This window comes from Pseudomonas sp. ESBL9, assembly GCF_036668715.1.
Lineage (GTDB): Bacteria > Pseudomonadota > Gammaproteobacteria > Pseudomonadales > Pseudomonadaceae > Aquipseudomonas > Aquipseudomonas lundensis.
Map to the genome: position 1 here is coordinate 154,831 of NZ_JAZEVV010000002.1, position 25,250 is coordinate 180,080.

Sequence of the window (25,250 nt, forward strand, 5' to 3'; positions counted from 1 at the left end):
GCCTCCTTCAAGGGGTTTCGATGCGGCGCTGAATCAGGTTGATCAGCAGCAGCAAAATGAAGGAAACCACCAGCATCATCACGCCAATGGCCGTGGCACCGGTGTAGTCGTATTGGTCCAGCTTGACCATGATCAGCAGCGGCAGGATCTCGGTTTTCATCGGCATGTTGCCGGCGATGAAAATTACGGAGCCGTACTCGCCAACGCCGCGGGCGAAGGCCAGTGCGAAGCCGGTGAGCCAGGCGGGCAACAACGCGGGCACCAGAATGTGGCGGAACACTTGCAAGGGTTTGGCGCCCAGGCACGCGGCAGCTTCTTCGACCTCACGCGGGATATCAGCCAGCACCGGCTGGACGGTGCGCACCACGAACGGCAGCGTGACGAAGGTCAGTGCCAGGGTGATACCCATCGGGGTGTAGGCGATTTTGAAACCCAGGTCGGTGGCGAACTGGCCAATCCAGCCGTTGGGGGCGTAAAGCGCGGTCAGGGCGATACCGGCGACCGCGGTCGGCAGCGCGAAAGGCAGGTCGATCATGGCATCGATGACCTTGCGCCCCGGGAAGGTGTAGCGCACCAGCACCCAGGCCAGCACGGTGCCGATGATGCCGTTGATCAGTGCTGCAACAAAGGCAGTACCGAAGCTCAATTTGAGCGCGGCCAGTACGCGAGGGGCGGTGACGATGGCCCAAAACTGGTCCCAGGTCAGCTGGGCGGCATGCACGAACATGGCGGCCAGGGGGATCAGCACAATCAGGCTGAGATACACCAAGGTGTAGCCCAGTGTCAGCCCGAAGCCGGGTATGACGGGGGAGATACGACGCGACATAAAAGTCCTTGTTTAACGCACGAAGCCCGCAAACCGATTGCGGGCTTAATGTTCTAGCTTTCAGCGATACCTAAAAGGCCCGCCCCACAGATTATTGCGCCTGATAGATCTGGTCGAACACGCCACCGTCATTGAAGAATTTCGGTTGGGCAGTCTTCCAGCCACCGAAGTCTTTGTCGATAGTCACAAGGTCCAGCTTCGGAAACTGTTGTGCGTATTTGGCCGCGACCTTCTCATCACGCGGGCGGTAGAAATTTTTTGCAGCAATTTCCTGACCGGCCGGGCTGTACAGGTGTTCGAGGTAGGCTTTTGCGATCTCGGCGTTGCCTTTTTTGTCCGCGTTTTTGTCGACCACGGCGACCGGAGGCTCGGCCAGAATCGACAGTGAAGGCACGACGATGTCGAACTTGTCTGCCCCGCCATCTTCTTTGAGCGCCAAAAAGGCTTCGTTTTCCCACGCCAGCAGCACGTCACCCTGACCGTTGTTGACGAAGGTGATGGTCGAGCCGCGCGCGCCGGTGTCCAGCACAGGCACATGCTGGAACAGTTTTTCTACATAGGCCTTGGCTTTGGTTTCGTCGCCACCATTGGCCTTGAGGCCGTAGGCATAGGCCGCGAGGAAGTTCCAGCGTGCGCCGCCACTGGTTTTCGGGTTCGGTGTAATCACCGACACGCCGTCTTTGGTCAGGTCGTTCCAGTCCTTGATGCCTTTAGGGTTGCCCTTGCGCACCAGGAACACGATGGTCGAGGTGTACGGGGTGCTCGCGTCCGGAAGGCGGGTTTGCCAGTTATCCGGCAGCGTTTTACCCAACTTGGCGATTTCGTCGATGTCACCTGCCAACGCCAGGGTCACCACGTCAGCGCGCAGGCCATCGATCACGCCACGGGCCTGTTTGCCCGAGCCCCCATGGGATTGCTGGATTTTGACTGTGTCGCCGGGATGGCTTTGCTGCCAGAACTGAGTGAATTCAGCGTTGTAATCCTGATACAGCTCACGGGTTGGATCGTAGGAAACGTTCAACAACTCGTAATCTTTGGCCACGGCAGAACCCGCAAAAATGGCACTGGCCAGCGCGGCCAAAGCGTAACGGCGTAGGGACATAGGTGAGGCTCCAGAGCAGCGTGTATTTTTAGTTGTTATAAGCGCCCCAGACAGGGCGCCTGCGGTATTCAGCTATTTTTTTGGCCGGGGTTCTGCAGACGGAACTTCTCTTTACGTTCGATCTGGACCACTTGCGCGTTGTGCACAGTGATTTCCACGGCACCGAAGCGCAGGTCACGTAGCGCGCTCTGGATTTCCCGCAGAATGGTGGCTTCGTCCTGGCCGTCAACGCTACGCAGAGATGCGCTCATGGTGCTGCTCCTGAAAAAAGGGGGGGCCGAAGGGTTCGTGTCGGCGTGGGGGCAATAGTAGTGAGGCGCGATTATTCTTAAAAATACTATTTAAGAATGTTTATATAACTGAAATACGATTTACGGCCTGCCCGGTCTCCGCTGCTCGGCCATGCAGGCTGATCGGGGCCATGAAGTGGACGTTCACGGGGGCGGCAGACCGCCCGGCCACACCGGCCAGCACATTGTCATACGCGGTCTACACTCCAACTGCCTCGCCCGTGCACCGTGCGGGGCAGGTGCGGCAAATGGCTCGGGCCCGGCGAGAACTGTTACTGGACAGTCAGGCTAATCAGGCTCACCTTAGGGCCGTTGTCGTCTTTTCCTGCATAGTCTGGAGTCCTTATGTCGTTTACCCCTGAGTTGGTTGCCGAACTGGAAGTCCTTGCACTGTTCGATCTGAACAGCACTCAAGAAGGGCTTAAAGTCCATCAAACAGCTGACGAAAAGCTGATCGCTGCCGCCAAGCGGCTCCATGAAAAAGACCTCATCACCCAACCTGACGGGGGCTACCTCACCAGCCTGGGCCGTGATGCTGTAGAGCACGTGCAAACGATACTGTCGATTCTGACCACCAAGCCTCTGGTGGCCGTGAAGTTGGCAGAGCTTGCCTGACGCCACTGATCGCCTTCGGAATCTCTTCGGTGAATGAGGGATTCCGCAGGCTTACCGTCTCCTCCCCGCAAAAAAATCTGACGTCAAAAGCGCTTTCGTCCTAAGCCTTTTCATACTCTCGCTGTAGACTCCCCCTACGTTGCCTCCCTTCTCTTTCTCGCCTAGCGAGCCGGTTTGAGTTTGATATGACGCGCACCCAGGAAATTCAGATAGATCTGAATGAAGGTATTGACCGACAGACACTCACTCATTTGCGTGAGCGGTTTCTTCACGTCAATCGCGCACGCCTGCTGCGGGCAACGGAGGGCCTGACCCCGCGTCAGCAAACGGTGCTGAGCCTGCTGCCGTTGTTTTTTCATGTGAATCACCCGCTGTTGCCCGGTTATGTGTCGGGCAGCACGCCTGCCGGGGTTGCCGGGTATGAGCCTGACGGCCCTGCCCTGACCGAAGCCCAGCGCCTGACCCGCTCGTTTTCCTACAAGGCGCGCACGCCCACTGCACAGTTGCCGATCCACGGCCTGTTCCTGATGGGCAGCCTGGGAACCTTGGCCCAGACCGATCAGAGCGACATGGATGTGTGGATTTGCCATGCCCCGGACCTGAGTGAACTGTCCCTCGAAGAGTTGCGCAAGAAATGCCAGTTGCTGGAAGCCTGGGCGGCCGGTTTAGGCGCCGATGCGCATTTTTTCCTGATTGATGCGCCCCGCTTTGCCTTGGGCGAACGCGATGCCCGCCTGAGCACGGACGATTGCGGTACGACGCAGCATTATTTATTGCTGGATGAGTTTTATCGCACCGCCATTTGGCTCGCGGGGCGTACCCCGATGTGGTGGTGGGTGCCGGCCAAAGAAGAGGCCAACTACGCCGAATTTACCCACACCCTGCTCTCCAAGCGTTTTATTCGGGCTGACGAAACCGTCGACCTGGGGCATCTGGCACACATCCCGCCCGGCGAATTCGTGGGGGCCGGGTTGTGGCAGTTGTTCAAAGGGATTGAGTCGCCCTACAAGTCGGTGCTCAAACTGCTGCTGATCGAGGTGTATGCCAGTGAACACCCGAAGGTGCAGTGCCTGAGCCTGCGCTTCAAGCAGGCGGTGTATGCCCATCAGCTGGACCTCGATGAACTCGATCCGTATGTGGTGGTGTATCGGCGCATTGAGCAGTACCTCAAGGTGCGGGGCGACGTCGAGCGGCTGGAACTGGTGCGCCGCAGTTTGTATCTGAAAGTTAACCGCAAGCTGACCGGCAACCTCGCCCAACGCGGCACGCAATGGCAGCGCCAGTTGTTGGAGCGTCTGGCGCGGGAGTGGGGCTGGGATGAGCGACAGTTGGCCTGGCTCGACAGCCGCCCGGTATGGAAGGCCGAACAGGCGGTCCATGAACGCCGGGCGCTGGTGCACGAACTCAATTACAGCTACCGCTTTTTGAGCCAGTTTGCCCGCGATGAGCAAGCCGCCGGGCTGACCAACAAACGTGACTTGAATGTGCTGGGGCGACGGTTGTACGCCGCGTTTGAGCGCAAGGCCGGCAAGGTCGACCACATCAACCCCGGCATTGCGCCCAATCTGGCGCAAGACCTGCTGACACTGGTGCACTCGCCAAACAAGAAAGAACCCGGCGAGTTTCATTGGGGCGTCTATCGCGGCAACCTCGCGGTGCACGAGTGGGAGCACACGCCGGTCATCAAGCGCAGCCCTGCGCTGCTTGAGTTGCTGGCCTGGTGCCATCGCAACGGGGTCATCGACAACAGCACCCGTCTGGCCCTCAACCCCGGCACGACGGATGTCAGCGAGTACGAACTGTTCAACCTGCTGGGGTGTTTGCAACAACTGATTCCGTTGCCGCTGGCGGCGGTGGACGAAACGCAGTTGTTGCGGCCCAGTGTGCCGGCGCAGGTGCTGATTGTGGTCAACGTCGGAATTGACCCGCTCAAGCATCACCGTGAAATGAATATCCTGATGACCACCGAACGCACGGATTCGCTGAGTTACGCCGGGGTGCGCGAAAACCTGGTGCTGACCCTGGACCAAGTCACGCTCAACAGTTGGAACGAGGTCATCGTCAGCCGTTTCGATGGCGAACATGCGCTGTTTGAATGCCTGGCGGACTACCTCAATGCGCAACCGACCGGGCGTGAAGCCCCGCAGTTGCGCGTGCGCTGCTTGTGCCACAACCGGGCGCAATTTATCGCGCATCGGGTGGAAGGGATTTTCAATACGGCACAGGCGCTGCGTGCCAGCGGGCAAGCGCTGCGGTATGTGGTGCAAGTCGAGCAGCGTCTACATGTGCTGGAGTTGACCAAAGAGCACGTACACCACGTGGCCCTGGCGGACCGCAGCGCACTGGCCGGCTATCTGAGCCAGAGCCTGGCAACGTATCGGCCGGTGCATCTGGACCCGATGGCTTTAGGCGAGGATGACCTGGGGCTGATCCTGCCCAAAGGCAAGCCGGGGGCCATTCAAGTGTTTTATCGACTCAATGATGGTGAGGCCGACCTCAGCGTGCTCGACGAGTGCAATGTGCTGTGGCAGCAGACTGTTTCGTTCCATGACGAGATGAGCCTGTTGGTGCCCTTGCAGCGTTTTTTACAGGCGTCGTTGTTTCGTAGGGAAGCGTGCCAGCCGTTGGAAGACGAGAGCCCCGCCCCGCCACTGGACCTGTTGTATTACCAGCTATTGCCGTCGGGCAAGGGCCGGGCGCGCAGCGTTGAAGCGCGGCGCATCCCCGCCATTGCGGCGTTGACGCCTTACTACGAGGTGCAAGCGGTGGTCGGTAAAGGCGCGCATGGTGGCCAATGGGTCACGCTGTTCTGCAACCAGCGCGAATTCAGCCAGATGGACCATGGCGATCAGTTATACGCAGCGGTGGCGCGGGAAATTGTCGGGCAGCGCCGTGAAACCGAGCGCTACCGCTGTTACATCACTGATCTGGATTTATCGGGGCTGTTGGGCGAAAGCCACAGCCCGAGCCATCTATGCCTGCGCTACAAGGCGGATCTGGAGCAGGCGCTCAACGAGGCGCTGGCGCAGGTCTGAGGCTTAAAGGTCGTAATTGCCAGCGGCTTCAGGCTGGTATTCAACTTCCAGCAGTTCCAGCTTGAGGGTTTTGCCGCCCGGTGCTGGCCAGTTGATATGTTGGCCGACCTGAAGACCCAGCAAGGCACTGCCGACGGGTGCAAGAATCGAAATCTTGCCTTCGTCTGCGTTCGCGTCTTTGGGGTAAACCAGTGTCAGGTGGTAATCCTTGCCGCTGCCCTGTTCGCGGCAGTGCACACGCGAATTCATGGTGACAACGCCTGCAGGCACTTCGGTATGGCCTACAACCGTTTCGGCACGATCAAGTTCTTCTTGTAGCGCGACGACGCCTGGCAACGAATCGTCGAGGGACTCAATCAATTGCTCCAGACGCTGGACGTCCAGGCGGGTGAGGATGATGGAGGGTTGGGGTGAAGTGGTCATGACCTGGCAGACTCCTTTTTTCTGCACGAAAAAGCAAAACCCCGCCAGAAAATGGCGGGGTTTTGACCAACCTCGTTAGTGCGAGGCGAACCCGGACACTACCACAGCAAAATAAATACACAAGCCAGAGGCCAATGCCGTTGCAGCCTGTAACCGTGATTACGGGGCGCGCCTGAGGCGCGCCTGTTCACAAATCACCCGGCGCCGCTGGTCGTCTGCCGAACGCCACTCGCGGATGTCTTCGACATGCCGAAAGCAGCCCAGACACACTTTGTGTTCATCCAGCCGGCACGTGCTGATGCAAGGCGACGGCACCGCCGGGCTGACGTTGCTGTACAGCGGTTTTGCAGGTTTAGCAGGGGCAGTCACAGTTAAATCTCGTCAAAATCCAGCTCGGTCTCGGCGTGTTCCAGTGTTAAGCGCTCAACCATTTCGCACAACAGTTCATCAGATTTGTCGCACTTCCAGGTGCTGAGTTTTTCGTCGTAATCGAAGTGGAAACCGCCGCTAGGCGCCGCCAGCCAAAGTTGTAGCAGAGGGGCCTGACGACTGAAAATCAGCTGTTTACCGCTCTCAAACTTGATTGTCAGAATACCTGCGGCGTTCTCTACGTCGACGTCCAGATCGCTGTCGTCAAAAATGTCTTCCAGGTTTTCCTGGGTTGCATCGACCAGATCGTGGAAACGGGCTTCAGTCAAACTCATGGTGGAACCTCGTAATGTCTAGTCATGCTCGGAGATCGCAAGATACGGGCGCTCCAGACCGATTGCAAACCCCAACCGACCCGCAGCCGGCACAGGACTGATTATCCGCACAGGTGCTTTTGCGCGACCGCTCTGCTGCATAGGCAAGCCGGTGGGTGCTCGGTATACTCGGGCGCAATTAAAGCTTTTCAAAGGATTTCGCCATGAAGCGCCTGATCTCTTCCATTGCTGCGCTCGTCGCGGTTGCTTGCCTTGTTTCTGCCTGTGGTCAAAAAGGTCCGCTGTACCTGCCCGATGACACCAAGTCCCCTGAAGACCAAGCGAAGTCGTCGCAACCGCACAAGCACTGATAAGGGAACACCATGGACGCTTTTAACTACCGGGACGGCGAGTTATTCGCTGAAGGTGTTTCGCTGACGGCCATTGCCGAGCGTTTTGGTACGCCCACGTATGTGTATTCCCGGGCCCACATCGAGGCGCAATACAACGCGTATGCCGACGCATTGAGCGGCATGCCGCATCTGGTGTGTTTTGCAGTTAAAGCCAACTCCAACCTGGGTGTACTCAATGTCCTGGCGCGTTTGGGCGCCGGTTTTGACATCGTGTCCCGTGGCGAGCTGGAGCGTGTGCTGGCCGCAGGCGGCTCGGCTGACAAGATCGTGTTTTCCGGTGTCGGCAAGACCCGCGATGACATGCGTCGCGCACTCGAAGTGGGCGTGCATTGCTTCAACGTCGAGTCCACCGACGAGCTGGAGCGCCTGCAGGTCGTGGCCGCCGAGATGGGCGTGCGTGCGCCGATCTCGCTGCGGGTCAACCCGGATGTGGACGCGGGCACCCACCCGTACATCTCCACTGGCCTCAAAGAAAACAAATTCGGTATCGCCATCGCGGACGCAGAGGATGTGTACATCCGTGCTGCGCAGTTGCCGAACCTCGAAGTGGTCGGCGTCGATTGCCACATCGGTTCGCAACTGACCACCCTTGACCCGTTCATCGATGCGCTCGACCGCCTGCTGGCGTTGATCGACCGGTTGGGCGACTGCGGGATTTACCTGCGCCATATCGACCTGGGCGGTGGCTTGGGCGTGCGTTATCGCGATGAAGAACCTCCGCTGGCGGCTGACTACATCAAGGCGGTGCGCGAGCGCATCGAGGGCCGTGATCTGGCGCTGGTGTTCGAGCCGGGCCGTTTCATTGTGGCCAACGCGGGCGTGCTGCTGACACAGGTCGAGTACCTCAAGCACACCGAACACAAAGACTTCGCCATCGTTGATGCGGCGATGAATGACCTGATCCGCCCTGCGCTGTATCAGGCCTGGATGGACGTGACGGCGGTTCGCCCGCGCGACACTGAAGCCCGTGCCTACGACATCGTGGGTCCGATCTGCGAAACCGGCGACTTCCTGGCCAAAGACCGCCCGTTGGCGCTGGCCGAAGGTGATCTGCTGGCGGTGCATTCGGCCGGTGCCTATGGTTTTGTCATGAGCTCTAACTACAACACCCGTGGCCGTGCGGCCGAGGTGCTGGTGGACGGCGATCAGGCGTTCGAAGTGCGTCGTCGCGAGACGGTTGCCGAGCTGTTTGCTGGCGAAAGCCTGCTGCCGGAGTGAACCCATGTTGCTGCGTTTTACCAAAATGCACGGCCTGGGCAATGACTTCATGGTTCTCGACCTGGTCAGCCAGCACGCGCACATCCTGCCCAAGCACGCCAAGCAATGGGGCGACCGGCACACGGGCGTCGGCTTCGATCAACTATTGATCGTTGAAGCGCCCAGCAACCCGGAAGTGGATTTCCGTTACCGGATCTTCAACGCCGACGGTTCCGAGGTTGAGCAGTGTGGCAACGGTGCCCGCTGTTTCGCCCGTTTTGTGCTCGACAAGCGCCTGACCACCAAGCGTCAGATCAAGGTCGAAACCAAAAGCGGCATCATTGAACTGAACGTGCGCAGTGACGGCCAGATCAGCGTGGATATGGGCCCGCCGCGTCTGGTGCCGGCCGAGATTCCGTTTGTGGCGGATGCGCAGGCGCTGAGCTATGACGTGGACGTCGATGGCCAGACGGTCCAGTTGGCCGCCGTCTCCATGGGCAACCCGCATGCGGTGTTGCGCGTCGACGACATCAATGCCGCGCCGGTTCATGAGTTAGGCCCGAAAATTGAACACCACCCGCGCTTCCCGGCCCGGGTCAATGTCGGCTTTTTGCACGTCATCGACCGTCACCGCGCGCAATTGCGTGTCTGGGAGCGCGGCGCCGGGGAAACCCAGGCCTGCGGCACAGGCGCGTGCGCTGCGGCGGTGGCTGCCATCCTTCAGGGTTGGATGCACACCCCGGTGACGCTGGACCTGCCCGGTGGTCGTTTGACCATCGAGTGGGAAGGTCCGGGTCATTCAGTGATCATGACCGGCCCGGCGATGCGTGTTTACGAAGGACAAGTCCGTTTATGAGCGAGCGCACACGATGACCGACCAGCCACAGCCAGCAGACCTCGATGTCCAGGATCAAAGCCCCGAGGCTGCGGCCGTGGCGGCTTATCTTCAGGCTCACCCCGACTTCTTCAGCCAGCGCGAAGAACTGTTGTTGACCCAACGCATTCCTCACCAGCGCGGCGATACGGTGTCGTTGGTGGAGCGCCAGCTTGAGCTGTTGCGTGGCCGCAATATCGAGATGCGCCATCGCCTGTCACAACTGATGGATGTGGCCCGCGACAACGATCGCCTGTTTGAGAAAACCCGTCGCCTGAACCTGGCCTTGATGGACGCCACCAGCCTTGAAGAACTGGTGATCGCCGTCGAAGACAGCCTGCGACAGGACTTTCAGGTGCCCTTTGTCAGCCTGGTGCTGTTTGGTGACAACCCGATGCCGGTGGGGCGCTGGGTCAATAGCGCGGACGCCCAGCGCGCCCTCGGGGGGTTGCTGGCCGAAGGCAAGGCCGTGAGTGGCAGCCTGCGCGAGCATGAACTGGACTTCCTGTTCGGCGAAGCGCAGCGCAAGCAAATCGGCTCGACGGCTGTCGTTGCCCTCAACCATCTGGGCCTGCACGGCGTACTGGCCGTCGCCAGCCGCGATCCGCAGCATTATAAAAGCTCGGTGGGCACCCTGTTCCTCAGCTACATCGCTGAAGTGCTGGGTCGCGTGTTGCCGCGTTTCACCAACGCCCTGCGCTCGGTGCGCTAGGCATGCAACGGCAACTGGACGCTTACTGCATTCACCTGCGCAGTGAGCGCCAAGTGTCGCCCCACACGCTGGAAGCCTATCGCCGCGATCTCGGCAAGGTCGTGGCGTTTTGCAGCAAAGAAGCCATCCCCAACTGGGCGGCCCTGGATATTCAGCGCCTGCGTCAGTTGGTGGCGCGCCTGCATCATCAGGGACAGTCTTCGCGCAGCATTGCGCGGTTGTTGTCGGCCGTTCGCGGGTTGTATCACTACCTCAACCGCGAAGGCCTGTGCGATCACGACCCGGCCAACGGTCTGGCGCCGCCCAAAGGCGAACGTCGCCTGCCCAAAACCCTCGACACCGACCGCGCCCTGCAATTGCTGGAAGGCGCCGTGGAAGAGGATTTCCTCGCGCAGCGCGATCAGGCGATTCTGGAATTGTTTTACTCCTCCGGGCTGCGCCTGTCGGAGCTGACCGGGTTGAATCTGGATCAACTGGACCTGGCTGACGGGCTGGTGCAAGTGTTGGGTAAAGGCAGCAAGACGCGTGTGCTGCCGGTCGGGCAAAAGGCCCGCGAGGCGCTGCAGGTCTGGCTGCCTTTGCGGGCGCTGGCCAACCCTGAAGACGACGCGGTGTTTGTCAGCCAGCGCGGGCGCCGTCTCGGGCCTCGCGCCATTCAACTGCGCGTCAAGGCTGCGGGCGAGCGCGAGTTGGGGCAAAACCTGCACCCGCACATGCTGCGCCATTCGTTTGCCAGCCATTTGCTAGAGTCCTCTCAGGATTTGCGCGCGGTGCAAGAGCTGCTCGGGCATTCGGACATCAAAACCACGCAAATCTATACCCATTTGGACTTCCAGCATCTGGCGACGGTCTACGACAGCGCCCACCCACGGGCCAAACGCAGTAAGGGCAGTGAATGACGATTGAACTGATTACCTTCGATCTTGACGACACGCTGTGGCACACCGCTCCCGTGATCATGCGGGCCGAAGAGACCTTGCGGCAGTGGCTGGCTGTAAACGCACCGGATGTGGGCGCTCTTGAACCTGGAACATTCCAGGCGATTCGCGAGCAGGTTTTAAGTGAACACCCGCACCTCAAGCACCGAATCAGTGCACTGCGTCGGCACGTGCTGTTCCACGCCCTGCAGGAGGCGCAATACGCTGACGCACACGCGTTGGCAGACGCGGCGTTTGAGGTGTTCATCGAGGCCCGCCACGCGCTGGAGGTTTTCCCGCAGGTCGAGCCAATGCTGGCGTTACTGGCGCGCGATTACGCACTGGGGGTTGTCACCAATGGCAATGCTGACGTGCGGCGCATCGGTTTGGGGCATCACTTCAGGTTTGTGTTGTGCGCCGAAGACATCGGCATCGCCAAGCCGGATGCACGTTTGTTCCACGAAGCCTTGTCGCGAGGCGGCGTGAAGGCCGGTGCTGCCGTGCATGTGGGCGATCATCCGGGCGACGACATCGCTGGCGCCCAGCAGGCCGGCTTGCGCGCCGTCTGGTTTAACCCCGGTGGCAACATCTGGCAAGGCGACACGCGTCCTGACGCTGAAATCGGCTGCCTGAGCGAGTTGCCTCAGGTGCTCAAGCACTTTGGTTGAAGCTGTTTATCGCCGCTGAGGGGTGGTGCGGGAGCCGGGTTACGGCTTCGTGCCTCGGCTGCTGGCCCGGATCCATTCCCGGCACTCGCAAAAAAGCCCGCAGCGACGGCGGGCTTTTTTTTCAAGCAAACAACAGACCTTAAATAGGACGGCTGCCGTACTTGTTGTCAGGCTTCTTGGGTGGATCTGCCACCACATTGGCCTCGACTTCCTGCACCTTGCCGCCACGGGAAAGAAACTCCTCCATGGCGCGAGCCAGAGCGTCACGCTCCTTGTTTTTGGCTTCTACGCTGGGCAGGTCATCGACCGACACCGCTGCCTTGGATTTGCCTTTGGCCACCGGGACCGGCACATCGTCGCCACCGTCGTCGTCAGCCACGTCATCGGCGGCTGCTTCAAGACCTTCTTCGGTTTCGTCTTCGTCACCTACTTCGAGGTCATCATTTTCCAGATCATCGTCGCTCATGTTCTACCCCATGACTTACGTAAAGCAGATTAGTTATAGACCAGCTACGCCCACCGTGGACCGCCGCTGGTGAAAAAGTAGCCCCGGATGACCCGCGGCTTACGCCTCTTCGCCTTGTAAGGCGGTAGGACTTTACGAGTGCCGTTGAGGGCATTCGCTCATTAAATAAACACGTGTCAGGTACCTGGCGCGGTGCCTTGGTACGCTGACCTTGAAAGCCTGAGGAGATGATCCGTGCCTTCGTGGTTTTCGGGCGCTTAACTCCGCCCTTCGGCGCGCATTCTAGCGTGCTGAAGAAAAAAGCAAAGCAGCTAATAGTCGAGTTGTGATGTAAGTGTTCGTCTTACATTTCATCGTAGATCTGATAACTGCATAAAGGTGTAGGAAAAATCATTCTCTTGATGCGAATGGCGCCACATTCCGGGCAAAAAAATACCCGGCAGGCCGGGTATTTTTTCGAGGGGCTGCTTACAAGTTGTAGCCGCGCTCGTTGTGTTGCGCCAGATCCAGGCCTACGGCTTCCTCTTCCTCCGTCACCCGCAGACCCATCACGGCATCCAGTACTTTGAGGATGACGAAGGTCACAATCGCGGTGTAGATGACAGTGAACGCTACGCCCTTGCACTGAATCCAGACTTGGGCCGCGATGTCGGTCACCGTACCGAAGCCGCCCAGTGCCGGGGCGGCAAATACGCCAGTGAGGATGGCGCCAACGATACCGCCCACCCCGTGTACACCAAAGGCGTCCAGCGAATCGTCATAGCCCAGTTTGCGCTTGAGGCTGGTGGCGCAGAGGAAGCAGATCACGCCCGACGCCAGGCCGATCACGATCGAACCCATTGGGCCTACGGTGCCAGCCGCCGGGGTGATGGCCACCAGACCGGCCACCACGCCTGAGGCAATGCCCAGCGCGCTTGGCTTGCCGTGGGTGACCCACTCGGCAAACATCCAGCCCAGCGCAGCGGCGGCGGTCGCAATTTGGGTCACCAGCATCGCCATACCGGCCGTGCCATTGGCGGCTGCGGCAGAACCTGCGTTGAAGCCGAACCAGCCGATCCACAGCATCGCGGCACCGACCAGCGTGTAACCGAGGTTATGCGGCGCCATGGGGGTGGTCGGGTAGCCTTTGCGCTTGCCCAGCACAATGCACGCCACCAGGCCCGCGATACCCGCGTTGATATGCACCACGGTGCCGCCCGCGAAATCGAGCACGCCCCAGTCCCACATCAGGCCGCCGTTGCCGCTCCACACCATGTGCGCGATGGGCGCATACACCAGGGTGAACCACACGCCCATGAAGATCAGCATCGCCGAGAACTTCATGCGCTCAGCAAAGGCGCCGACGATCAGCGCGGGAGTGATGATGGCGAAGGTCATCTGGAAGGTGATGAACACGGCTTCCGGGAACAGTGCGGTGGGCGATGTCAGGCTGGCGGGCGTGACGCCTGCCAGGAACGCTTTGCCGAACCCGCCGATGAACGAGTTGAAGTTGGTGACGCCCTGCTCCATGCCGGTGGTGTCGAACGTGATGCTGTAGCCATAAATGACCCACAGAATGCTGATCAGGCCGGTGATGGCGAAGCACTGCATCATCACAGAAAGAAGGTTTTTGGAGCGCACCATGCCGCCGTAGAACAGCGCCAGGCCGGGAATGGTCATAAACAGCACCAGGGCCGTTGCGGTCAGCATCCAGGCGGTATCGCCGGAGTTGAGGACTGGAGCGGCCACTTCGTCTGCCGCCATGGCCAGGCCGGGCATTACGACAGACAACAGGGCTCCGAGCCCTGCGAATTTACGCAGAGTCATAGTGTTTTCTCCTGGGGCGTTGGGGTTTGGCGGCTTAGATGGCGTCGGTATCGGTTTCGCCGGTACGGATGCGGATAGCCTGTTCCAGATTGACCACAAAAATCTTGCCGTCACCGATCTTGCCGGTGTTGGCAGCCTTGGTTATCGCCTCGATAACCCGGTCAAGATCTTTGTCGTCGATGGCGACATCAATCTTCACCTTTGGCAGAAAATCGACCACGTATTCAGCGCCGCGGTACAGCTCGGTATGGCCTTTCTGCCGGCCGAAGCCTTTGACCTCAGTAACGGTAATGCCCTGCACGCCGATCTCGGACAGCGACTCGCGCACGTCGTCTAACTTGAACGGCTTGATAATGGCGGTGACTAGCTTCATGAAACTTCTCCCGAATTGGTGGACTTGCCCCAGGAAAACAAACCCGGCCCAAGTCTAAGCGCAGTGTCTGGCTTTGTAACGCGTCGTCAGCCTTCTTCAGGCCGTTCAACCTCAGTTAACTGCTGGTGACGAAAACATCCCTTGATCCGCCTGCCGCACTGCCTTCGTCACAGCAACTGCATCAGTGCATGAGTCATTACTGCCTTAGCAGAAACCTTGCCATGTCTGGAAAAGTCAGAAATTACAGCGACTTATCGGGTTTAGAGAAAATGCATCCGAAAGAAGCACGGATTTTGTGCACAAAAACAGTGCATGAGAGGGAGATGGCATGCTCATAAAATGTGCAACGGCCCCCGGCGCCGTTAGGGTTGAAACCCCGTGATACACTCGGCGCCATCAGTGTTAAGGACCTATTCCATGCTCGCGCCCAAAGATTTTCTCGATGCCCTGAGTGGCCAGGCTGCTCGTTTGTTCAATGGCGACACCGCCTTGCCGCGCAATGAGATCGAAAGCCAGTTCAAAGCCCTGCTGCAAAGCGGCTTCAGCAAGCTGGATCTGGTCAGTCGTGAAGAGTTCGACAGCCAGATGGTGGTACTGGCGCGCACCCGTGCCCGCCTTGAAACGCTGGAAGCCAAAGTGGCCGAAATGGAAGCCCGATTGCTGCCACCTGCCGAATAATCGCGCAGTCCCGGCTGTGGGCAACGGACGTGTTTGCATGACGCCCTGAAACCCGTGGGTGTCCGCCGGTAGGGTTGCCAGCACGTGACGCAGCGCCTGTTCACATTCCGTATCCATTCAACCTCCTCCCATGAGCGTCAATTCGCGCAGGATGCGTTTTTTGCGAACTCAAGGAGTGAGTCATGTCTCTGGCGATTGTTCACAGCCGTGCCAAGGTGGGCGTTGAGGCGCCTGTAGTGACCGTCGAAGCGCACCTGGCCAATGGCTTGCCTGCGCTGACGCTGGTCGGTTTGCCTGAAACCGCCGTCAAAGAAAGCAAAGACCGGGTGCGCAGTGCGATCCTCAACGCCGGTTTTGACTTCCCGGCTCGCCGCATCACGCTCAATCTCGCGCCCGCCGACCTGCCCAAGGACGGCGGGCGTTTTGATGTGGCCATCGCGCTGGGGATCTTGGCGGCCAGTGGGCAATTGCCTGCCGTGGCGCTGGAAAACGTGGAATTTCTCGGTGAGTTGGCGTTGTCGGGCGCGATTCGTCCGGTGCAGGGCGTTCTGCCCGCTGCTTTGGCTGCCCGGGCGGCGGGGCGTGCGCTGGTGGTGCCCGTGGCCAATGCCGAGGAAGCCTGTCTGGCCTCCGGGTTGACGGTGATTGCGGTCGAGCATTTGCTGCAAGTGGTCGCGCACTTTGCGGGCCGCACGGTGATGGAGCCTTACATCGCCAGCGGCCTGCTCCAAGTGAGCAAGCCGTACCCCGACCTGAGCGATGTACAAGGCCAGCAATCGGCCAAGCGCGCTCTGCTGGTCGCCGCCGCTGGCAGCCATAACCTCTTATTCACAGGCCCGCCCGGCACCGGTAAAACCCTGCTGGCCAGCCGCCTGCCCGGTTTACTGCCGCCGCTCGATGAACAGGAGGCGCTTGAGGTCGCGGCCATTCAGTCCGTGGCCAGCCATGAGCCGCTGAGCAGTTGGCCGCAACGCCCCTTTCGTCAGCCACATCACTCCGCGTCCGGCCCGGCATTGGTGGGCGGAGGTTCAAGGCCGCAGCCGGGTGAAATCACGCTGGCCCACCACGGCGTCTTGTTCCTCGACGAGTTGCCTGAGTTTGACCGCAAGGTGCTGGAGGTTTTACGCGAGCCAATGGAGTCGGGCTTTATCGTGATAGCGCGAGCGCGAGACCGCATGCGTTTCCCGGCGCGCTTCCAGCTGGTGGCCGCCATGAACCCCTGCCCCTGCGGTTTTCTGGGAGAGCCCACCGGGCGCTGCCGCTGCACGCCGGAGCAGATCCAGCGATACCGCAACAAACTGTCCGGTCCGCTGCTGGACCGTATCGACCTGCACCTGACCGTGGCCCGTGAAACCACCTCGCTCAATCCGCTTGCGCAATCGGGCGACAACACCGCAACGGCTGCCGCCTCGGTGGCGTTGGCCCGTGGGCGGCAAGTTCAGCGCCAGGGCTGCGCCAATGCGTTTCTCGACTTGCCCGGCGTACGCCGCCATTGTCAGTTGACGGCTGTGGATAACACCTGGCTGGAAAACGCCTGCGAGCGCATGACCTTGTCATTGCGCGCGGCGCATCGCCTGTTGAAAGTGGCGCGCACGCTGGCGGATCTGGAAGGGGCCGGATCGATAGAACGCCGGCATCTGGCCGAGGCGTTGCAGTATCGGCCGGTGAGTGGCTGAAGCGCCACCGCGCGCAATCCTTCACACCCTGCGCCGTACGCTTTAGGGCGTCACGGCCCTTTGCCTTGCGCCTGCTTGCCTGCCAAAGCGTTGAAAATGACAGGCATCAGTTAATGGCTAATTGACTCCGATATCGTTTAGCCAGTACTGTCACGCGCTCAATCAGGGAAGCGGTTCGGGCACACGTCCGGGTTTAACCGCGCGAATTTAAAAAGATGGAGCTCGGATGCGCGGCGCACTTCTACGCAGTGGTAAAAGCGGTGATTTCACAGCCCTTGGCGAAACCGGACAGCCGGTTTACCGGGCAGCACTGCAGTTACGCGAAGCCATTCGCCGCAAAAATCCAGAAATGGCTCAGCACTTGGCCATCCCGCAAAGCGATGAACTGGGCGACAACATTGACTGGTACAGCGAGCTGCCGGGCGATGTGATCCCCTGGAGCAGCGCCACCCCTGATGAGCGCGCCCATGCCGTCGGCGAGCTGGAAAAGCTCCAGGCGTTCCTCAATCAGCTCAGTGCCACCTACCTCGACCCGAACAGCGATACCAAGCCTTCTGTCGACCGTACTGTGTTCGGCAAACTGCTGGGGCACGTGCTGCCTTTCCCTGACGAACATTACGTGTACCTGGTCAACGGCAAACCCGTGTTGACGTTCTGGGGGTTCCGTCGCCCCGGGGCCGATCACAACATGGACCCGTTGCACTGCTTGCGCCCGCAGGCCGCGCCGCTGGTCACGCCTGCGCCCGTGGTGCCGCCGATTGCCGAACCCGTCCCCGCGCCTGCACCGTTGCCGGTGGTGGCGCGGCCATGGTGGCGTCGTTGGTGGTGGCTGTTGCCGCTGCTTTTGCTGTTGTTGCTCCTGCTGCTGTTTGGCCTGCGCGGCTGCGCGCCACAATTGGGCTTGCCCGCGCAGATATGGCCAACCGTGCCGGATGTGAACGTGCCTGACGTGAGCGTGCCCGCCCCTGACGTCAACGCTGACCTGTCGCTGCCCAATGGCGGCCCCACCGTGCCGGGCGCAGGTCTGGGGGCTTCGGTGCCCAATGCTCAGGTGCCCACCGTGCCGGATGCACAGCCCGCTGCTGAGCCTCAGCCCGAGTCCGAGCCGCAACCGGAGCCTGACGCCGCGCCGCCTGCCCCTGCAGACGAGCCGTCAGCGCCGGATGCAGCCGAGCCAGCCGAGGCTGCCGACCAAACGCCACCTGCCCCGCCGCAGATCCCGGATGAGCCGCAAGCGTCGACGCCACCGCCAGCGCCGAATGTACCCGGCGAACCGCTGACCATCCCGGCACAAAGCCCTGATGGTCAGGCGGACTTCCTCAATGGCCACTACCGCGCAGGTGCGGGCATTCAAGACAAAAACACCGGCAAGCCACTGCGCCTGGAATACCAGTTCAAGGACGGCAAAGGCGACGTGATTGTGCGCAAGGCCAACGGCATCAACTGCACCGGCCCGGTATCGGCTGCGATGCAGGGCGGCAGTCTGGCGATCAATAGCCAGGGTCAGGCGGCGTGCAGCGACGGCAGCAGTTACGAGATGCCGCAGATTGATTGCCGCCAGGGTGCCCGCAGCATTGCCGATTGCACCGGCGTTTACGAAGACAAGAAATTCCCCATCTCCATGCGCCAGACGGGCGAATAATGACCGGAAGACTCTGACATGCTGCCTCAAGTTACCCAATTTGAAGACACCGTCATCCTCGTGGGTGACACCGGCGTCCAGTTCATGGATTTCGCCCTGCGGCTGGACCCGAAAAAGCTGCCCTCCGGTGACTTCGCGCCGTTGACCAACGGTTTGCTGTGCCGCCTTGAAGAAGGCGAACGCAATGGCCTGACCAGCTACTTTTACGAAAGCGAGCCAGGCAAAACCGTCGAAGCGCGCAGCACCCTGAACATCAGCATGGACAGCAGCCTGCAGCTCTACGACGGGCTTTGGCTGCCGATTCCGGTGTTCCGTCACCGCCCGCCGTACACCTTTGATCAAGGCCCGACCAACTGGTCGCGCATGCGCCTGGTGCGCCTGGCCGAGCCGGATGTCGATGGCAATACCCATCGCCTGACGCTGGCATTCGACACCCGCACCATGGACAAGCACGACACCAGCCTCTACCTGGGCCCCAACAAGGACGACGCCAGCTCGGGCGTCACCTTCAAACTGGCGTGCAAGCCGCAGCAGGCGCGCTGGTTCCTCGATCAGATCTGGGTCAAGGAATGGCTGCTGGAGGTGTTCAAGGAAGGCAACGCGAAAACCCCGCGTGACGAGCTGGAAAAAGACATCAAGGAAGGCTGGCCCGAGGCGCACTACCTCAACCTGCTCAGCCTGTTCATGGAACCGTGCACCACGCGTGACAACACCACCCCGCCGCCGCAGGTCAAAGTGCCGGAACTCAAGGTTGTGGCCAGCCACGGCAGCGGTGTCACGCCGCCGATTCCGGTGGACCTGGTCCTCGACGTCGGCAACTCGCGCACCTGTGGGATCCTCATCGAAGACCACGGCCAGACCGGTTCGGGCCTCAAGGACAACTATGTGCTTGAGTTGCGTGACCTGATTACCCCCGAGCACACCTACAACGATGCGTTCGAAAGCCGCGTCGAGTTTGCGCAAGCCTCGTTCGGCAAGGACCATTGCTCGGTTAAGAGCGGCCGTCACGATGCCTTCCAGTGGGCCACCATCGCCCGCGTGGGCAAAGAAGCCGGGCGCCTGGCCAGCCGTCGCCGTGGCACCGAAGGGTCGACCGGGCTGTCGAGCCCCAAACGCTATCTGTGGGATGAGAACACGTACGACCACGGCTGGCGCTTCAACTGCGCCTACGTCAAGACCGACAAGGAGCCGTTCGCCACTGCCGCGCCGTTTTCGCACCTGATTAACGAGACCGGCGACGCGCTGTACAGCCTCGACCCTGACGAACAGCTGCCCGTGTTCATGCCGCGTTACTCACGCAGCTCGTTGATGACCTTCATGCTGGCCGAAGTGCTGGCGCAGGCACTGATGCAAATCAACAGCCCTGCCCAGCGTTCGCGTCAGGGTCATACCCGCGTGCCGCGTCGCCTGAACAGCATCACGCTGACCGTGCCGCCGGGCATGCCGCAGGCCGAGCGCAGCATCCTTGAGAAACGCATGCGCCACGCCATCGGCCTGGTGTGGAAAAGCCTGAACTGGCAAACCGATGAACTGGACCCTTACGATCAGGACGCCGCGCCGTCCACCACGCCGCTGCCCAAAGTGCGCGTGGAGTGGGACGAGGCGTCGTGCGGGCAACTGGTGTACCTCTACACCGAAGTGAACGAAAACTTCGCGGGCCATCCTGAAGAGTTCTTCGACGCCATTTCCCGCCCCGGCAAGACAGACCGTGAGCGCATCACGCTGGCCACCATCGACATCGGCGGCGGCACCACTGACCTGGTCATCACCGACTATCGGCTGGACCGTGCGGGCAACGCCACCAGCGGCAGTAACGTGCACATCGTGCCGGAACAGCGTTTCCGGGACGGCTTCAAGGTGGCGGGCGACGACATCCTGCTCGACGTGATTCAGGAATTCATCCTGCCCAGCTTCGAGAAGGCTTTGCAGGATGCGGGCGTAAAAGCCCCGGCTTCGCTGATGTCGCGCCTGTGCGGCGCCGAGTCCGGCAGCGCGCAAGACATGGTGCTGCGCCAGCAACTGAACTTGCAGGTGTTCACCCCGCTGGGGCTGGAACTGCTGCGCCAGTACGAGCTTTACAACCCGGAGTTCCCGGTCGTTGCCAGCACCCACACCTACCTTGAGCTGCTGGGCAAAGACGCCATCAGCCAGAGCGTGCTCGATTACGTGAACAGCGCGGTACGCCGCGAGCTGGGCGGCCAGACCGATTTCGACCTGTGCAAGACCCCCATTACCTTTGACCTGCAAGTGATGCATGGCGCGTTCCTCAACGGCCAGATCAACATCACCAAAATCCTCGGTGCGCTGTGTGAAGTGATCGCCCACTACCCGTGCGACATGTTGCTGCTGACCGGCCGCCCGTCCCGCTTGCCGGGCATTCAAGCGTTTATCCGCAAAATGCTGCCGCTGCCACCGGGGCGCATTCTCGCGCTGCAAAACTACCGCACCGGCGGCTGGTACCCGTTCCACAAGAACGGCCTGATCGACGACCCGAAAAGCACCGCCTCGGTGGGCGCCATGCTGTGCCTGCTGTGCGCCAATCACAGCGTGCCGAACTTCTACTTCCGTTCTTCGGCACTCAAGCCCTATTCGACCATCAAGCACCTGGGCGTGATCGACCTGAGCAACATCATCACCGACGCCGACGTGCTGTACCGCGACCTGAAGTCGGCGGACGGGCGCATCGTGCTGCCTGAAATCGGTGAGGGCCTCGACGCCCGCACGCCTGCGCTGGAAATGCGCGGTGACATGCGGTTGGGCTTCCGCCAACTGGCGGCCGAACGCTGGTCCGCCTCGCCGCTGTACACCCTGAGTTTCACGCCGTCGGGGCGTCAGCGTTTCTCCGAAGCGCGGCCGGTGGTGGCAGGCGAGATGCCGGTGGTCAAGGTCACCTTCAAAGTGCTTGAGCCGACCACGCAAATGAAGCGTCAGGAACAGCTCAGTGACCTGCTGAGTATCGACCAGGTGGAATCGAACACCGACAAGCAGTTCCGCAAAAGTGACTTGCTGCTGCAACTCAACACGTTGCTGGTGGCGGGCTTGAGCGACAACAAGTATTGGCTGGACAGCGGGAGCGTAAAACGCAAATGAGCAACCTGACCCCTGAGCAACAAGCGCTGCGTGACAGCTGGGCCGCGGTGTATGAAGGTGCCGGTCAGGCGCTGGACTGGGTTGAGAAAACCCGTGTCACCGCCCCGCGCCTGGACAGCGAAGCCGACGCACTCAGTCTGGAACTGCACAAGGCGCGCAATCAGGCCAAGAGCCTGAGCCGTGTGGCGACCACGCCGATGACGGCCGGGTTTTTCGGCTTGTCGCAGGCGGGCAAGTCCTTTCTGATTTCGGCACTCGCCGCAGGCCCCAAAGGCACGCTGGAAACCGACTTCGGCCCTCAGCGCATGGACTTCATCGAGCACGTGAACCCCGGCGGCGGCGGTAAAGAAGCCACCGGGCTGGTCACGCGTTTCAGCCGTCTGGCGAAAAAGAGCGAAGACGATAACTTCCCGGTCGAGCTCAAACTGTTCAACGAAATCGAGCTGGCGAAAATTCTGGCCAACACCTGGTTCAAGGATTTTGATCAGGAAAAGGTCAATTACGTCATCGACGAAGAGTGCATCCGCAAAGCGCTCAAGCCCTTCGAAGGCCGTGAAACCGGGCCTTTGCAGCCGGGTGTAAACGCTGACGACGTGGTCTCGTTGCTCGATTACCTGAACAAGAGCTTCGAAAAATCCCTCAAGGCCCTGACCCATCACTACTGGCCCAAAGTGATCAAGCTGGCCCCGCGCCTGAATTTCCAGGAGCGTGGCGAGCTGTTTTCGATCCTGTGGGGCGAGCAAAGCGCGCTGACCCGTGTGTATCAGCAATTGGCGGGTTCACTGAACCGCCTGGGCATGCCCGCCACCGTGTTCGCGCCGCTGTCGGTGCTGGTGGAGCGTCAGGGCGAGGAATACAGCCGCCGCAACAGCATCATGAGCGTCGACATCCTGGAGCGCTTCGCCAGCCCGCAGGATCTGCCGGTCGAAGTGCGTCCGTTCACCGACGGCCGGCTGCAGAACCCCAACTCCCTGCCCATTGCCCAACTGGCGGCGCTGACGGCGGAAATGACCTTTCGGCTGGTTGAAACCCCGAACGCGAAAATCGTTGAACAAGTCGACCTGCTCGACTTCCCCGGCTACCGCGGGCGACGTCAGATCAGCAGCATCTCCAGCGAAAACGGTCAGGAAAACTCGGTCTCGCAATTGATCCTGCGGGGCAAGGTGGCCTACCTGTTCGAACGCTACACCGACGATCAGGAAATGAACGCGCTGGTGGTGTGTACCGGTTCCACCAACCAGAGCGACGTGAATGACGTAGGCCCGGTGCTCAGCCGCTGGATTGAAGTCACTCAGGGCAAGACCGCGCAAGAGCGTGCGGGCCGTGCGACCGGCCTGATCTGGGCCCTGACCATGTTCGACAAGTGCATCGCCCAGTCCCTGCAAAAAACCGCGCTTCAGTTGGACGAAGAGTGGGAAAGCATGATGACGCGCACCATGCTGGAGCGCTTCAAGAGCTTCCCGTGGATGGCCAACTGGAAGAACGACCAGGCGTTCAACAACACCTATCTGGTGCGTAAACCGCGTATGCCGACGCCGTTTATCAACCTTGTGGGCAAGGACGAGCAGCAATTCTCCGACAGCTGCGGCGAGCAGTTGACGCTGATGCGCAAGACCTTCGTCAAGGCGGAGCTGGTGAGCAAGCACGTCAAAGACGTCGATCAGGCGTGGGACGCGATGCTGACCCTCAACGATGGCGGCATCACCCGGTTCAGCGAAAGTTTCAGCGAACTGGCGGGGCTGGAGTTCAAACTCAGCCGCATCCGCGAACAACTGCAACAGACGCTCAACGGCGACACGCTCAAGGCCTTGAGCCGCTTGTACCGTGCCGATGGCGATGACGCCAGCGCCGCCAAGCGCGAGCAGGCGCAGATGATTCTGGCCCAGCTCAAGCGCCGCGGCCCGGTGTTGGGCGAGCTGATCAACACCTTGCAATTGCCCAACGAAGACATCCGCGAGCTGTACCTCAACGGTGTGTATGACGAGGACGACAGCGAACCGGCAGACGATGCCGACCAGGTGGTGGAGAAAAAGCCGCAGCTCTACGCGCCGAGCAGCGACTTTGATTTCGGTGACAGCTTCGGGGATCTGTCGGTGGACTTCGATGCGCCGGTCGCCGCGGCGGCCGAGGCCAACCAGGCCCCGGAACTGCAAAGCAACGAGCACAAATTCGCCCGTGCGGTGTTCAAGGACTGGATTGCCTACCTGCGTGCGATCCCGGGCCGTCAGGGCCTGATGGACGTGCTGCAACTGGACAAACCATCGATTGAGGCGCTGGTGGATGAACTCATCACCAGCGGCTATCGCCTCGATCTGCCCGGTCAACTGCGCGACGCTGTGCTCAAACGCGCGCAAAGCGGGTCACGCCGCGATCAGATGGTTGAACGTCAGGTGCTGGAAGTACAGCGCGTACTGAGCGACTTCGTGGCCTGGTTCGGTTACACCCAAAAGCCTGTGGCCGAGCGCCCGAAAAGCCATGCCGGAAATCGCGAGGCGTTGTTTGCGTTTTACGGCGACGTGGCCCCGGACCAGCTGCCGATTCTGCCTGCGCAACCGGCGAATCAGGCCCAGCAATTTTTGGGCGACTGGCTGAGCGGCGTGGCCTACATCACGATGGAAAACGCCGGGCATGGCTCCGGTAATGAAATCACTCCAGAACAAAATGAACGCTTGGGCCACGTGCTCAAGATGTTCCCTGCGAGATAAGCAATGACCATTCGAGTCGACTTGTTCAAGTTGCAACCCCACATCGCCGGTCAGGGCTGCCTGTCGGTCAAAAAATGGCAAGGCGGCCATGAGTGCCTGGAGTTTTCGATCCAGCGCAATCAGGACGGCCACTTCCTTCAGGGCGACCAGCACTGGAGCAACAGCCCGTACTGGTTCAAGGTCGCGCATTTCAGCGTGGGGGCCACTGAAGAAGAATTGGAAACCGTGGTCGGCCCGCAACTGATCGACCCGGTGCTCGAAGGCGGGGCAAATGCCCAGTTCATGATCGAGCTGCGCGAACAGGGCGGTGGCGGGTACAGCGACCGTGGGGTGCTGAAACCGGCGGTGGGCTTGCAACCGTCGTCAGCGAACACCGAAGAAAAGCTGCCCGAGCACAAGGACACCGGCGAGCTGCCGCCTCCGCCCGCCCCGGCGCAGCCTGAACCCGCGCCCGTGGTTGAGCCGGAGCCGGTCGTCGAACCTGTCACCCCGCAACCAGACCCTGAACCCACCCCGGCCCCGGCCCCGCCTGTGCCTCGCAAAAAATCCTGGTTGCTGCCTTTGATCATCGCCCTGGTGGTGCTGGCGGCCATTGCGGTGGGCGCCTGGTTCTGGCTGAACAAAACCCCGGCGGCCCAAGCGCCTGCGCCTGAACCGGCCCCCGCCCCTGCACCGGCAATCACGGGCGCCGAAGCCTGCACGCTGGAGAGCATGAGCACCTTGCCCGAGCTGACGTTTGTGCAAACCTGCATCAAAAAAGCGCCGGGCAGCGCCGAACTGCTGGAAATCATCAACGTCGCCAAGGCCAACAACCACTGCGGCGTCGCCCAGCGGCTGTACGCCAACCGTGCACAGGCCGGTGATCTGCCCATCGCCATGGCCTACGCCCATGAGTACGACCCGAAATTCCATCAGGCCAGCACCTGCTTTGCCGAGCCGGACAAAGCCACGGCCGCTTACTGGTACGAAACCATTCTCAGCCAGGACCCGGACAATGCCGACGCCAAGGCGCGTTTTGAGGAGTTGAAGCCGTGAGCCGTTTTGCTTTGGCCGCCAGCG

General features: G+C 60.7%; 23 protein-coding genes. 14 read left to right on the top strand and 9 right to left on the bottom strand.

Annotation, left to right across the window (positions count from 1 at the left end; genetic code table 11):
• Nucleotides 1–7: 7 nt before the first annotated feature.
• The 3 genes from cysT to oscA all read right to left on the bottom strand — a co-directional run bounded on the left by cysT (nucleotide 8) and on the right by oscA (nucleotide 2,179).
• Nucleotides 8–826 (bottom strand): sulfate ABC transporter permease subunit CysT, encoded by an 819-nt coding sequence (cysT, locus tag V6F78_RS07170; protein WP_047278882.1) that lies wholly within the window; start codon nucleotides 824–826, stop codon nucleotides 8–10.
• 91 nt (nucleotides 827–917) lie between these two features.
• Entirely contained in the window at nucleotides 918–1,928 is a 1,011-nt protein-coding gene (locus V6F78_RS07175) for a sulfate ABC transporter substrate-binding protein (protein ID WP_047279602.1), read from the bottom strand.
• Nucleotides 1,929–1,996: 68 nt separating this feature from the next.
• On the bottom strand, nucleotides 1,997–2,179 hold the full coding sequence (gene oscA, locus V6F78_RS07180) for a sulfur starvation response protein OscA (protein ID WP_047278876.1): 183 nt from the start codon (nucleotides 2,177–2,179) through the stop codon (nucleotides 1,997–1,999).
• Between the two features lie 384 nt (nucleotides 2,180–2,563).
• Between oscA and V6F78_RS07185 the strand changes: the two genes are divergently transcribed.
• On the top strand, nucleotides 2,564–2,833 hold the full coding sequence (locus tag V6F78_RS07185) for a TIGR02647 family protein (protein ID WP_047296452.1): 270 nt from the start codon (nucleotides 2,564–2,566) through the stop codon (nucleotides 2,831–2,833).
• A 185-nt stretch (nucleotides 2,834–3,018) separates the two neighbouring features.
• Nucleotides 3,019–5,868 (top strand): class I adenylate cyclase, encoded by a 2,850-nt coding sequence (locus V6F78_RS07190; RefSeq protein WP_332726917.1) that lies wholly within the window; start codon nucleotides 3,019–3,021, stop codon nucleotides 5,866–5,868.
• Nucleotides 5,869–5,871: 3 nt separating this feature from the next.
• Here V6F78_RS07190 and rnk read toward each other — a convergent pair whose 3' ends face one another.
• From rnk to cyaY, 3 genes are all read right to left on the bottom strand, one after another.
• Nucleotides 5,872–6,291 (bottom strand): nucleoside diphosphate kinase regulator, encoded by a 420-nt coding sequence (rnk, locus tag V6F78_RS07195; RefSeq protein WP_047296456.1) that lies wholly within the window; start codon nucleotides 6,289–6,291, stop codon nucleotides 5,872–5,874.
• Between the two features lie 159 nt (nucleotides 6,292–6,450).
• The gene (locus V6F78_RS07200; RefSeq protein ID WP_047278869.1) at nucleotides 6,451–6,660 is read right to left on the bottom strand and encodes a DUF1289 domain-containing protein; all 210 of its coding nucleotides are present in this window, start codon (nucleotides 6,658–6,660) and stop codon (nucleotides 6,451–6,453) included.
• A gap of 2 nt (nucleotides 6,661–6,662) precedes the next feature.
• On the bottom strand, nucleotides 6,663–6,995 hold the full coding sequence (cyaY, locus tag V6F78_RS07205) for an iron donor protein CyaY (RefSeq protein ID WP_047296458.1): 333 nt from the start codon (nucleotides 6,993–6,995) through the stop codon (nucleotides 6,663–6,665).
• A 203-nt stretch (nucleotides 6,996–7,198) separates the two neighbouring features.
• Here cyaY and lptM point away from each other — a divergent pair, with 203 nt between their 5' ends.
• From lptM to V6F78_RS07235, 6 genes are read left to right on the top strand one after another with little or no spacing between them, the layout of a single operon-like run.
• A complete protein-coding gene (gene lptM / locus V6F78_RS07210; protein ID WP_047278864.1) occupies nucleotides 7,199–7,345 on the top strand; it encodes an LPS translocon maturation chaperone LptM in 147 nt (48 codons plus the stop codon).
• A gap of 12 nt (nucleotides 7,346–7,357) precedes the next feature.
• On the top strand, nucleotides 7,358–8,605 hold the full coding sequence (gene lysA, locus V6F78_RS07215; protein WP_047278862.1) for a diaminopimelate decarboxylase: 1,248 nt from the start codon (nucleotides 7,358–7,360) through the stop codon (nucleotides 8,603–8,605).
• A 4-nt stretch (nucleotides 8,606–8,609) separates the two neighbouring features.
• Nucleotides 8,610–9,440: a diaminopimelate epimerase gene (gene dapF / locus V6F78_RS07220; RefSeq protein ID WP_047281571.1), complete on the top strand. Its 831-nt coding sequence runs from the start codon at nucleotides 8,610–8,612 to the stop codon at nucleotides 9,438–9,440.
• Nucleotides 9,441–9,453: 13 nt separating this feature from the next.
• Nucleotides 9,454–10,170, top strand: a complete 717-nt coding sequence (locus tag V6F78_RS07225) for a DUF484 family protein (protein ID WP_048375199.1) — start codon at nucleotides 9,454–9,456, stop codon at nucleotides 10,168–10,170.
• Nucleotides 10,171–10,172: 2 nt separating this feature from the next.
• Entirely contained in the window at nucleotides 10,173–11,069 is an 897-nt protein-coding gene (gene xerC / locus V6F78_RS07230) for a tyrosine recombinase XerC (protein WP_048375197.1), read from the top strand.
• Nucleotides 11,066–11,755: an HAD family hydrolase gene (locus V6F78_RS07235; protein ID WP_048375195.1), complete on the top strand. Its 690-nt coding sequence runs from the start codon at nucleotides 11,066–11,068 to the stop codon at nucleotides 11,753–11,755. Before xerC ends, V6F78_RS07235 begins: the two co-directional genes overlap by 4 nt.
• 139 nt (nucleotides 11,756–11,894) lie before the next feature.
• Here the strand turns inward: V6F78_RS07235 and sutA are convergent, their stop codons facing one another.
• The 3 genes from sutA to glnK form a co-directional block, all read right to left on the bottom strand.
• A complete protein-coding gene (sutA, locus tag V6F78_RS07240) occupies nucleotides 11,895–12,221 on the bottom strand; it encodes a transcriptional regulator SutA (RefSeq protein ID WP_047278851.1) in 327 nt (108 codons plus the stop codon).
• Between the two features lie 468 nt (nucleotides 12,222–12,689).
• Nucleotides 12,690–14,027: an ammonium transporter gene (locus V6F78_RS07245; RefSeq protein WP_047296471.1), complete on the bottom strand. Its 1,338-nt coding sequence runs from the start codon at nucleotides 14,025–14,027 to the stop codon at nucleotides 12,690–12,692.
• A gap of 34 nt (nucleotides 14,028–14,061) precedes the next feature.
• Nucleotides 14,062–14,400: a P-II family nitrogen regulator gene (gene glnK, locus V6F78_RS07250; RefSeq protein ID WP_002555808.1), complete on the bottom strand. Its 339-nt coding sequence runs from the start codon at nucleotides 14,398–14,400 to the stop codon at nucleotides 14,062–14,064.
• 417 nt (nucleotides 14,401–14,817) lie between these two features.
• Between glnK and V6F78_RS07255 the strand changes: the two genes are divergently transcribed.
• The 6 genes from V6F78_RS07255 (at nucleotide 14,818) to V6F78_RS07280 (ending at nucleotide 25,226) form a co-directional block, all read left to right on the top strand.
• On the top strand, nucleotides 14,818–15,078 hold the full coding sequence (locus tag V6F78_RS07255; protein ID WP_047278846.1) for an accessory factor UbiK family protein: 261 nt from the start codon (nucleotides 14,818–14,820) through the stop codon (nucleotides 15,076–15,078).
• Between the two features lie 182 nt (nucleotides 15,079–15,260).
• Nucleotides 15,261–16,754, top strand: coding sequence for a YifB family Mg chelatase-like AAA ATPase (locus V6F78_RS07260; RefSeq protein WP_047296472.1), 1,494 nt, complete (start codon nucleotides 15,261–15,263; stop codon nucleotides 16,752–16,754).
• Nucleotides 16,755–16,980: 226 nt separating this feature from the next.
• Entirely contained in the window at nucleotides 16,981–18,396 is a 1,416-nt protein-coding gene (locus V6F78_RS07265; protein WP_047296474.1) for an SrfA family protein, read from the top strand.
• Between the two features lie 18 nt (nucleotides 18,397–18,414).
• On the top strand, nucleotides 18,415–21,486 hold the full coding sequence (locus V6F78_RS07270) for a virulence factor SrfB (RefSeq protein ID WP_047278841.1): 3,072 nt from the start codon (nucleotides 18,415–18,417) through the stop codon (nucleotides 21,484–21,486).
• Nucleotides 21,483–24,191 (top strand): putative virulence factor, encoded by a 2,709-nt coding sequence (locus V6F78_RS07275; RefSeq protein WP_048375189.1) that lies wholly within the window; start codon nucleotides 21,483–21,485, stop codon nucleotides 24,189–24,191. The genes V6F78_RS07270 and V6F78_RS07275 overlap by 4 nt, the downstream gene beginning before the upstream one ends.
• A gap of 3 nt (nucleotides 24,192–24,194) precedes the next feature.
• The gene (locus tag V6F78_RS07280) at nucleotides 24,195–25,226 is read left to right on the top strand and encodes a hypothetical protein (protein WP_332726918.1); all 1,032 of its coding nucleotides are present in this window, start codon (nucleotides 24,195–24,197) and stop codon (nucleotides 25,224–25,226) included.
• Nucleotides 25,227–25,250: the final 24 nt, after the last annotated feature.